A 10,168-nucleotide genomic window follows, 5' to 3' on the forward strand; every position below is an offset into this window, starting at 1 on the left:
CGACGACGACCCCGCGGTCGCGTTCGATCGCCGAGCCGTCGTCCGGTCCGACCAAGGGGTCGGAACCCTCCGTCGGTCCCGGTTCGACGTCCGCGACCGCGGCCCCCCGCTCGAGGAGGGCTGCAGAGTGGGTGCGGTACACGCGGTCGAGGCTCTTCCGTCGGCCGCTGACGGGTCGCCACGCGTTCGGCGGCCGTCCCCCGCCGGACGACTCGACGGTCGCTCGCTCGACTAAGTCCCGCGCTTCGAGCTTCGAGACGGCGTCGCCGACGGCCTTCTCCCCCAGCCCCGTCCCGATGCGGATCGCCATCGTCGTCGCTCGCGCCCGCTCGATCCGGTCGTGGTCGCGGCGCAGGAGGAGGTACGCCAGCACGCGCGCCGCGTCGCGGCCGAGCCCCGCCGCGAGTCGCTCGACGAGCGCGCGGTCGTCGCCGTCGAGCACCCAGTGTTCAACTGTGTCCATCGTTCACGTATGCGTCGAAGCGAGATAAAAATGCTCGCCTCGGCGACCGGCGGGCGCCCGCGTCTTCGGGGGCGGGCCAAAGCGATCGAATTCCCACCGATCAGCCGCCGATCGGAACGCCGCCGGTCACCCGCCGATCGGAACGCCGCCGAAGACGAGGATCGCGACCACCCAGTACACGGCGTAGAGCCCGCCGAGGACGACCCCGTGCCAGCGCTTCAGCTCTCCCGAGTAGAGGAAGTACGCCGCCAGCGTCGTGACGAGGATCACCGACGGGAGGTGGAACGTCAGGACCGACCGAGAGATCTCGAGGTCGCTGAGCAGCATGATGACGCCGACGTTGCCGGTCACCGAGAAGAGGACGCTCCCGATGACGTTCCCCACGCCGATCTCCGGGACGCCCCGCCGCACCGGCTCGATCGTGAGCATGACGTCCTCGAACGTCAGGATCGCCGTCAGCACGGTGGCGCCGAAGACGGTCTGTTCGAGGCCGAACCCCTCCACGACGACCTCCGAACCGGCCTCGAGCAGCATCGACGCGAACACGATCCCGGCCAGCGCGAGGACGGCGAGCGCCATCCACGGCCACCCGGACGCGGACCGACCGCCGACGAGCCGATCTTCCGGGATCTCCGAGAGGGACCCCGGCGCGGTGACCCCACCGTCGGCCCGGAGCGACTCGCCGAGGTCGGTGTTGCGAAACACCGGCGTGTCGCGCTGGCGCTCGCGGAGGACGATGTACCCGAACGCCAGGACGAAGAAGCCGAGAAGCGCCAGCCCGTGGACGGTCGTCAGGGTCCCCGCGAGCACGAACGGGATCAGTAGTATCGGGCCCAGCGCGAAGAGGACGACGTAGTCCGTCGGGAGGTCGACCGGGAACGGCCTGACGATCGCGGCGAGCGCCAGCGTGACGCCGACGATCGCCAGTCCCGTGCCGAGCGCCGTTCCGAGCGCAGCCCCCTCGAGATCGCCCGCGGACAACACGAGCGCGAGGACCGTGTCGTCGAACTCGATCCCGGTGAAGACGATCGCGAGGGTGAACAGCGACACTCGCAATCCCAGGGCGGCCCGAGTGAGATAGCTTATCAGCTTCTCGACACAGAAGGTCAGTACAACGGCACCCACGAGGAGCGCGGCCACGGCGCCCGCCGGTCCGAGCTCCTCGACGAAGCCCTCGATCTGTCCCTCGATACCGCCTTCACCCGACTCCTCCGCCGCTTCGCCCCCCTCCTGTGCGGCCGCGGGAGCGACCGGGACCGCCAAGAGCACCGCGACGACGAGCGAGGCGACGATCAGCCGAGAGACGTTCATGGCCGTCGACACGTCGGGATCCGATATGAAAATACGGAGTCATGTATCGAATTCCGTTGAACGACTGTACATGCGATTCCGCTCAGCGGCCGTCGGAGGTGAGTGCTGGCCGCCAATCCGGCAGTCCTTCGCTCGAAAACGGACGCCTCCGAGATCGGGTCCAACCCGACTCGTCGGGCGCGCGTCCCACTGCAGGGGGGGTCGACGGTCGCCGCTTGCCGAAGCGTCCGAACCGATGCGACGGATCGGATAGATTCGCGAATCGGTCCCGGAGTGTCGTTCAGACGAACGACGCCCATCTGAAAGCGACCGGATCGAACCGCTCATCGGCGGTTTCTGTTCAGGAGCCTTATTATTATAGAAATATGTTATTTCCGTCGTAATATATTTTAACATACACTTCTATCTGTCTGCCGATTTCCGCGTCGTTCGTCCCCAAAACAGACGACCGGTTTCGCAGAGGACCGCCGATGTGGAACCGCTTCGCCGACGTACAGTATCACGCCGTCGACGAGGGAACGTCGTGTATTCGACGGGAAGATGTCGCGCCACCGACGAGGGTACGCCGCGCCGTCGACGCCCGAGGTCGCGCCGTCTGCGTCGTGTTCGTCGTGAATCGTCGCGAACGAGCTCCAGGCGGTCTCGATCCCGTCAAGTCAAGCTCTACGTGTGACAAATCGGTCAGTCCGGGGTCCACGGCGGCGTACGGCCGATATCTCCGCCTGTCGAGGCGAATCGCGAACTCATCGAGGGAGACGCTATCGGACGTTGTCAGTTTCTGACGAACTTTGTTGGCGACGCTCCGCGGACCGACCTCTTGTCTCCAGTCGTGAACGGAGCGCTACTTTGATTGGAGTCGAATACATAAAATCTTATAGTAGTATATTAAACCGGTAGCTCGGCCGAGAGAGATCGAATCCCGGGCTTCGGTAGCACTGACGGTGTCGTCCCCGGGGTGACGAAATATCGGCTGAATGTCGGGCCGTTACGTCGGAGACGACTCATTCGTCTGAATGTATCGCTCGGTGGCACGGATCGATCGCGCCGCCCCGGGAGTCGCAGGCCCGTGCCGGCCGTCGGGCGCGGAGCCGTTCTAGTCCGAGCAGTAGTTAGACGGGGTCATGAGCCCTGATCCACCAAGTCAACGAGTTATTCCTCTTGCATGTGTATTGATGACATGGATCGTATCCTAAACGAGGTAACGAACACAGTCCACAAACGGACGCCCGGCGCATCGGCCGTCGAAACTCCGTGTGGCGTCACGTACAACGTCGCAGACGAGCACCTTCGTCGAGTGTCCACCGACAGCCTCGTGGCGACCGCCACGAAATGCGGTCGCTGTTTCGATGACGGAGGCGGATACTGAGTTCACCGTCCGTCGGGACGGACGCCTCGCACCGCATCCGGCTCGCATGACCGTGTCGATCTCGTAATACGTATGCCCTCGGTCGCCCGTCACTCCCCTCGGGTTTTGCGGGTTTCAACGGTGCTCGTTTCGAACTCGCACGGCCGAGAGTGACGCAAGTAAAAGCGGTCGGGTCCCGGCGGCTCAGGGATCGTGCTCGCGAACCGTGAACTGACACGCCGGCTCACCCGAGACGCGCGACTCCGGGAGTCACGGGTTCTCGCAGAGAGGAAGAGAAGGGCGAGCCGGACGAATTGCGTTCAATTCTCCCGTGGCTCTCACGCGCCCAGCAAGCGCGCGACGACACCCGCGAGCACGAGTATCCCGCCGAGGATGAACGTTCCCGGAAGCGGGAGAGCGAACACGACCACGCCCACTACGATGACGATCGTCGAGGTTCGCATGCGGGATTTGATTCATCTCCGCCACTCATAACGGTTGTGCCGGTGCCAAACGGAGGCTAAATCGGCCGAAAAACGCCTTGCTACCCGAGTGTTCGCGGTGCAGAGATACATGGGCGCTGCAGGCTCCGGTTCGACCGCCGAACGAATCGACCTTTCAGACGTGAGGCGGCCGAATTGGAGAGTTTATGTGGACAGAATTTGACACTTAACATGCTGTCCTGTGACCAGATGAGAGATACATAGCGCAGAGTCACCCGAATTAGCTGCCTCGACAAACACAGCAAATGACTCGGCTACTCTATTATCGATCGTTGTGTAGGTGGGGTAAATTGTTTTCAGGCTCGTATACGTACTTGATTTATGGGTCACGATAGCATACCACATCAAAATGCGGAGTCACCAATTAGTGACATCGCGTATCTAGCGCGGTCCGAACACCGCGTTCCGACACTCGTCGCGCTGACAGAGCGTCCCCGGAGTCGCTCTGAACTCTGTGAGTTGGCCGGTGTCTCCTCCTCCACGATACGGCGGACACTGGATGAGTTCGAAGACCGGGTCTGGATCCGCAAAGACGGCTACCAGTATACAGCGACCCGGCTCGGTGAAGCGATAGCTTCAGCAATGCAGGACCTGATCGAACAGGTCGAAACAGAACGAAAATTGCGTGACGTCTGGCACTGGCTTCCTGAGGAGGTCAGCGATTTTCCCATCGAGACGTGGGACGCGATGAGCATCACTGTTGCCGAACCCGATTCACCGTACCGCCCGATCGACCGATTCGAGTCGCTTCTCAAAGAGACGAACGATCTTCGATTAGTTCGCCCTGAAATTGCTTTGATGGAGCCGTGCTTTGAGGTTCTCGTTCAACTGATCGATGAGGGGGTTGACGTGGTCTTGGTGGCTCGACCGGAGAGTCATACGTACTTTCTTTCGACGTACCCGGAGCGAAGCGTAGAAATGATGCAACAGGACAATTTCACCGTTCTGGAGCACGATTCCCTCCCTCCATGTGGAACTGGTCTTCTCGATGAGCGTGCCGCCATCAGCTGTTACGAACAGGACAGTGGGACGGTCCACGTGTTGATCGACACCGACGTAGCGGCTATCCGTGAGTGGGCACAGTCGGTGTGCGACACGTACGCGTCAGAGGCTCAGCCAGTCGAACCCCCGTAGAATGGAGATTACCGATTTCATTACTGAAACTGATCCGTGCGTAGGCTGCTGTAATCTCGGCTCGTTCCAAGGGTTCGTCCTAGAGTTGACCGGGGAGGCGTTCGGTCCCGACCGTCCTCGGGTCGCAGAGGGTGATGATTTTGCAGCGACTGCCAGGCCAGCAGTTCCTGGCGAACTATCACAAATTAACTACAGTATCTTTGCCGTCGTATCGTCGCTGGCAGGGAGGTGACCCACATGACCGACGACCAGCACACCTCGCACGGCATCGACCTCGAAACACTCGAAGGGTTCGCCGAACACGCAGCTGACGACCCCGAAGCTGTCCAGCTCGGCCTCGAAGCGTCAGCAACCTACGAGGGGACGGCCGCCCACAGCTTGGCAAAGATCGATAGCTACGAGCTCGGGGGAGAGACGGTCGCTCGTGATACGCACGAATACACGATTCCCTACGGGGGCTGGAAAGAAGTGTTGGAGGCGGGAGGATGGATCGGAGCGACCGACCGGATGGAGCCAATTGAAGCGGCGCTGTCGGCGCTGGCCGCCTGTATCAACGTCGGCATCACGATCAACGCCGCCGCCAATGACGTGGACATCGACCACCTCCAGACGCGTGTCCGGACCGATTTCGATCCAGCGGTGCTGTTCAGCCTCAAGGAACTCAAAGAGGCCGACTCGGCGTTCGAGAACCTAACCGCCGAAATTGAAATAGACGGCGAGGACCTTGATCAAGACCAGATCGACGAGTGGGCACGGCGGGCACCCGTCTACACGCTCGTCTCGCTCGCTCAGGACGTCGAAATGGCCGTCGCTTCGCCCGCCGAGGTGGCCGGAGACGACTAACCGGTGACAACCAATGAGCGAATCACTCGACACGGACAAACTCGAACGCGAGGTCAAGTCGATATATCAGGATGTCGCGAAGTCCGCCGACGCCGAGTTCCACTTCGAGACGGGGCGCGATCTCGCCGTCCGCCTCGGGTACGACCCCGACGACCTTGACTACGTTCCGGACGCGGCGATCGACTCGTTCGCGGGTGTCGGCTACTACTTCGACTTGGCAGCGCTTGAATCAGGTGCGGACGTGCTTGACCTCGGCAGTGGCTCGGGGATGGACGCCTTCGTCGCCGGGCTACACGCAACTGAGACGGGTGCAGTAACGGGCATCGATATGACCACAGAGCAAGTCGAGAAGGCCAACGACCTCGCAGTGGACAACGGCTTCCACAACGTCACCTTCCGCGAAGGGTATATCGAGGACCTCCCGTTCGAGGACGCATCGTTCGACGCGGTGGTCTCGAACGGCGTAATCAACCTTTCCGCCGAGAAGAGAACGGTCTTCGAGGAGGCGAACCGGGTGCTCAAACCGGGTGGGCAGCTGGCTCTGTCCGACATCATCAGCGAACAACAGATGCCCGAGAGCATCAAGTCCGACGCGGACCTGTGGGCTGCCTGTATCGGTGGTGCCGAACAGATCGACAGCTACACGACGTTCATCGAAGCTGCTGGCTTCTCAGTGACGGAGATCCGAGAGAACACACAGTACGAATTCCTCTCTGATCGGGCGGCCAACGCGTGCGAGAAGTACGGTGTCAAGAGCGTCACGGTCGGGGCAATGAAGTGATCAGTATGGCGACAGAAAAATCAGTCACAGACGAACAGGGAGAACAGGTCCAGTTCGAGTCGCAGGTCCGGAAGGGGGCGGCGCTGATGGCTCTCGCCGGAATCGCGTTCGTCGGCTACGGTGTCGTGTTTCTCGTGCTGAACTTTGTGGGGAGTGGATTTGAACTCGGAGTCAGTACGCTGGCCGGGATGACGGCCGCCGATCTCGATCCGACGGTGGCGTACTACATCAGTCACCTCCACGTGGCCACCGCTGCGTTCATCATCTCAACGGGCATCGCCGTCGCGGGCCTCTCGTGGTACGGCGTGCGCCAGGGGCGCACGTGGGCGTGGGCGACGGCGATCGTCAGTGCCGTCGTCGGCCTGGCGCTCGCGTTACCGATGCATTGGACGGGAGATGCGTTCGCTCACGATTGGGTGACGCATCTCGGACCGATCTACCTGGCGACGATTATCTTCATCGTCGGGGTCGTACTGTCGTACCGAGGAGTTCAGACTACGTAGCTGATTTCACCGAGTCCTGCCTTCATTTATGAGTTTAATATCGGGCGTCGTACTGCACACTGGTCAGGGGTTGACCCTTGGGGAGTACCTGTTTCGGGTGATCGTTCATCTACTCGCCGTCGTCGGCATCGGTGTAACAGTCCACTGGGGTATCCGAGCGATCGAAACCATCCGTTCGGAGAACGGCAGGCGGGGAAGTATCAATGACAATGAACTGTGACACCTCATAGACTTCTGATGCGTTCGTAAGAACCTGTGTCATCAGAACCTCGTCCCACGGGAAACGTGGCCACAATCTACTTGTGAACCGTCTATTACGAAAGGTGGGAAGAACACGAGTGGGTGTGAAACCACATCTACCGTCTAGTTTCTGTGCTCACAAGCAAAACTACGGCCACTCGTCAATCGGCGATTAATTTTTTTAAATGTGGCCAGTTTGGCTGTACGCGAATCCCGGTGACATCCACTCGCCCAATCGCCCATCGAACGAAAGCAAGGTCTAGACCGTTCGACCGATAATCGCCGCGCTGTCTGGCGATTATTTCGCCTCAAATCATGGGCGCTGCAGGCTCCGGTTCGACTGTCGAACGAATCGACCTCTCCGGCGTGAGGCGCTCGAATTCGAGGGGCTGAGAAGCGCCTAATTGGCAGGAAACAAATGGATTTCTGGAGTTGTGTTGAATTTGGGGCGCGTCTCGGCCACCCGTTAAATTGGGAATCAGAGGTCGCTAGGTCTCCAACCGTTCGAAGGAAAGTGGTCTCGCAGCGTCCAAGTACTCCTCATAGAACGACTCCGCCCAAGAAACTACGTGAGGATTCTCCGTTTCCAGAAGCCCCTTCGGCACGACGTCATTCCCTTCTTCATTTTCTTCGCATAACCAGATCATTGCAGTGTCGTCAACCAGATGCATGTTCATTGGTACGTGACCTTCGAAGACCCACATCTGGTCTGCTACTGCCGACCAAGTCTCGGCCCGTTCCGGGTCGTTCCGAATGATTTCGATGAACCGCTCTTCAATAACACCTTCAAATTCGAGGCTTCCCGCTTCTACTTGATCGCGGATCACTTGCATATACTGGGGAAGGGAGTTCTGAGTCAGACCTCGGTACGTGTTTGCGTCGCTGATTCGATCCAACCCTCGATCGAACGCGGCAGTCGGATTCGCTTGCGTCGGCAACGTGATCCGTGCGTCGTTGAAATAGGAAAAATCAAGATCGTAGACCGGTTCGGGGAGCCAGTTAATCGCCGTCCCAAGATGGTTGACGCCTTCCGTAGCCGCAATTGACCGTCGAATTTCGGTGATCATCGCCTTTCCCCTCGGAGTGATCCAGTATTTACTGCCCTCCGAGCCAACCCATTTCCGTGTTTCCGCTTCATTGAGGACTCGGGCTACTGACGACCGTGGAACACCTGTGTCCTGTTGTAACTGACGCCGGGAGGCAGGCTCTTGAGTGAGCGCACTCAGGACGAGAATCCGATTCTCTGAGTTAGCCAAGAATTGGATGTCTTCCAGTGCACTCTCCATGCTAAAATCTAACACAATCATTGACAAAAAACCATCGTGGGATACGTGAGGTATCAACGGCGAATGTCGGTTCCTTATCGCCCGAATTGTCCGGTGAGAGAGTCAGCGTAATTGTACACGGCTGGCTTCGAAGACGACCGGGAGATAGAAATCAGATATCCGATCTCAGACCATGAGAGGATTCCTACGGAGTAAGGCTTAGCAACGCCGGTCACAATCGCCGTTGAGGTCAAACTATGACACAAGCCACCATGGAGTCCGAACGACTTGTGACCGGATACGTGGAAGCGTGGAACGAACAGGACTACCCGGCGATACCGGAACTCGTTTCCGAATCGGTCGTCGTGCGCAATCCGACGGCTCCGGAAGGGGTCATCCATGGCCGGGACGAGCTGGAGGCATTCATGCGCGGGGTCACAGCGGGTTTCCCCGACTTTCACGTGACGATCCTTGATCTGTTGGCCGGCGAGAATCAGGTGATGTACGAAGCGGAACTCACAATGACCCACGAGGGAGAATTCGAGGGGATCCCCCCGACGGGACGCGAGGTCAAGATTCGGGAAATGGCCAACTGTCGCGTCGCAGACGGTCGCATACAGGAGTACCGAATCTACTTCGATCAGCAGGAGGTGTTTGAACAGCTTGGACTATCCGAGTGAGTTAGCGTGAGATTGAGGAACCGTTTCGGGCACGTTTCTTTTTGAATTGGGGGACAGTCCCAGTAGATCAGTAAAACGCATCACTCGCGTAGCGGCGCGAGTTTAATATGGAATCGAAACGATTGAGACATCCTCGAAACGCAAACGAGTAGACTCCATCTGTACCGAAACACCCTCTATAGCACGTCTGCAGCAGATGAACGTTCAGCCGGTTGGCTCAATATTCTGATTCATTCGGAACACGTTTTCGGGGTCCCACTCGTTTTTGACCTCAACCAAGCGGTCGTAGTTCTCACCGTAAGCGGCCCTGACTCGCTCACTCTCATCACGACTGAGGTAGTTCGCATACACGCTGTCGGTCGCGTGCGGAGCCATCGCCTCGTGAAACGACTGGGCCCACCCGATAAGTTCGTCGTCACGCTCGGAATCGGTCCACTTCGGTGCTACGGTAAAGGACAGCGCGGCATCCCGGTGCGGGAAGGCGGTAGCGTCAGCATCGACACGGCTGATTGCTCCTTCCATCCACTCCAGAAAAACTGTCGTAAACGGTGATGGGATCGGCGTAGCGTGTTCAACCATCGTCTCGATAGCCTCGTCGGAGAGCCCTTCCAAGTTATGTGACTTCCAGTAGTTCCGATGGCCCTCCTGATAGATATCGTCGGAACTCCGTTGAGAAACGGTATACGGCTGGGGCTGTACGGTGTCCGCGATCGGATCCCCAACCTCTCGAAGTGGCTGGAGCGCCGCTCTCCCACTCTCAATGTCGCCCACGTAGAATGGTACCAGCACGAGAACAGTTTGTCCGTGGAGCGGTTCCGGGAACTCGGGGAGCGGTGGTACTTGCGTGAAGGCCGCGTAACACTGCACGGCGTCAGGGGCGTCGGTCATGAAATCGCGGTAAAAGCGCAGGACGTCCGGGGCGGCCTCAACGGGATGGATGACACGCCCGACCAGTACGTCTGGCCCGACCTCGTGTAGTCGGAACTCGAATGAGGTGACGACACCGAAGTTTCCGCCGCCACCGCGGAGCCCCCAGAACAGGTCCGGATTCTCGCTCTCGCTGGCATGGACGAGATCGCCCTCGGCGGTGACGACGTCTG

9 protein-coding genes and 1 pseudogene are annotated in these 10,168 nt (G+C 59.6%); 5 read left to right on the forward strand and 5 right to left on the reverse strand.

All coding sequences use genetic code 11. From position 1 onward, the window contains the following. The 3 genes and pseudogenes from DJ75_RS17735 to DJ75_RS19280 all read right to left on the reverse strand — a co-directional run. Positions 1–463 (reverse strand): annotated as a pseudogene (locus DJ75_RS17735) (myristoyl transferase); the annotation flags it as partial. Between the two features lie 126 nt (positions 464–589). Next, the gene (locus tag DJ75_RS17740; protein WP_094525835.1) at positions 590–1,774 is read right to left on the reverse strand and encodes a sodium:calcium antiporter; all 1,185 of its coding nucleotides are present in this window, start codon (positions 1,772–1,774) and stop codon (positions 590–592) included. Between the two features lie 1,683 nt (positions 1,775–3,457). After that, the gene (locus DJ75_RS19280) at positions 3,458–3,583 is read right to left on the reverse strand and encodes a hypothetical protein (protein WP_254921573.1); all 126 of its coding nucleotides are present in this window, start codon (positions 3,581–3,583) and stop codon (positions 3,458–3,460) included. A 360-nt stretch (positions 3,584–3,943) separates the two neighbouring features. On the opposite strand from DJ75_RS19280, the gene DJ75_RS17750 reads away from it, so the two are divergent. From DJ75_RS17750 to DJ75_RS17765, 4 genes are all read left to right on the forward strand, one after another. Then, positions 3,944–4,756: a winged helix-turn-helix domain-containing protein gene (locus tag DJ75_RS17750; RefSeq protein ID WP_094525837.1), complete on the forward strand. Its 813-nt coding sequence runs from the start codon at positions 3,944–3,946 to the stop codon at positions 4,754–4,756. 237 nt (positions 4,757–4,993) lie between these two features. Beyond that, positions 4,994–5,599, forward strand: coding sequence for an OsmC family protein (locus DJ75_RS17755; protein ID WP_094525843.1), 606 nt, complete (start codon positions 4,994–4,996; stop codon positions 5,597–5,599). Positions 5,600–5,612: 13 nt separating this feature from the next. Continuing rightward, a complete protein-coding gene (locus DJ75_RS17760) occupies positions 5,613–6,380 on the forward strand; it encodes a methyltransferase domain-containing protein (RefSeq protein ID WP_094525838.1) in 768 nt (255 codons plus the stop codon). A gap of 5 nt (positions 6,381–6,385) precedes the next feature. Next, complete coding sequence (locus DJ75_RS17765) at positions 6,386–6,883, forward strand: hypothetical protein (RefSeq protein WP_094525845.1); 498 nt, start codon at positions 6,386–6,388, stop codon at positions 6,881–6,883. Between the two features lie 728 nt (positions 6,884–7,611). Here DJ75_RS17765 and DJ75_RS17775 read toward each other — a convergent pair. Continuing rightward, entirely contained in the window at positions 7,612–8,409 is a 798-nt protein-coding gene (locus DJ75_RS17775) for a winged helix-turn-helix domain-containing protein (RefSeq protein WP_094525840.1), read from the reverse strand. A 236-nt stretch (positions 8,410–8,645) separates the two neighbouring features. Here DJ75_RS17775 and DJ75_RS17780 point away from each other — a divergent pair, with 236 nt between their 5' ends. Beyond that, a complete protein-coding gene (locus DJ75_RS17780; RefSeq protein WP_094525841.1) occupies positions 8,646–9,068 on the forward strand; it encodes an ester cyclase in 423 nt (140 codons plus the stop codon). A gap of 204 nt (positions 9,069–9,272) precedes the next feature. Here the strand turns inward: DJ75_RS17780 and DJ75_RS17785 are convergent. Continuing rightward, positions 9,273–10,168: FAD-binding oxidoreductase (locus DJ75_RS17785; protein ID WP_141212075.1), on the reverse strand; the 896-nt coding region annotated here is incomplete at its 5' end.

Source organism: Halorubrum sp. Eb13 (assembly GCF_002252895.1).
Lineage (GTDB): Archaea > Halobacteriota > Halobacteria > Halobacteriales > Haloferacaceae > Halorubrum.

Excerpts from the sequence above, each read along its gene's own strand:
- DJ75_RS17740 (WP_094525835.1), bottom strand. The coding sequence starts at position 1,774 with ATGAACGTCTCTCGGCTGATCGTCGCCTCGCTCGTCGTCGCGGTGCTC.
- DJ75_RS19280 (WP_254921573.1), bottom strand. The coding sequence starts at position 3,583 with ATGCGAACCTCGACGATCGTCATCGTAGTGGGCGTGGTCGTGTTCGCT.
- DJ75_RS17750 (WP_094525837.1), top strand. The coding sequence starts at position 3,944 with ATGGGTCACGATAGCATACCACATCAAAATGCGGAGTCACCAATTAGT.
- DJ75_RS17755 (WP_094525843.1), top strand. The coding sequence starts at position 4,994 with ATGACCGACGACCAGCACACCTCGCACGGCATCGACCTCGAAACACTC.
- DJ75_RS17760 (WP_094525838.1), top strand. The coding sequence starts at position 5,613 with ATGAGCGAATCACTCGACACGGACAAACTCGAACGCGAGGTCAAGTCG.
- DJ75_RS17765 (WP_094525845.1), top strand. The coding sequence starts at position 6,386 with ATGGCGACAGAAAAATCAGTCACAGACGAACAGGGAGAACAGGTCCAG.
- DJ75_RS17775 (WP_094525840.1), bottom strand. The coding sequence starts at position 8,409 with ATGGAGAGTGCACTGGAAGACATCCAATTCTTGGCTAACTCAGAGAAT.
- DJ75_RS17780 (WP_094525841.1), top strand. The coding sequence starts at position 8,646 with ATGACACAAGCCACCATGGAGTCCGAACGACTTGTGACCGGATACGTG.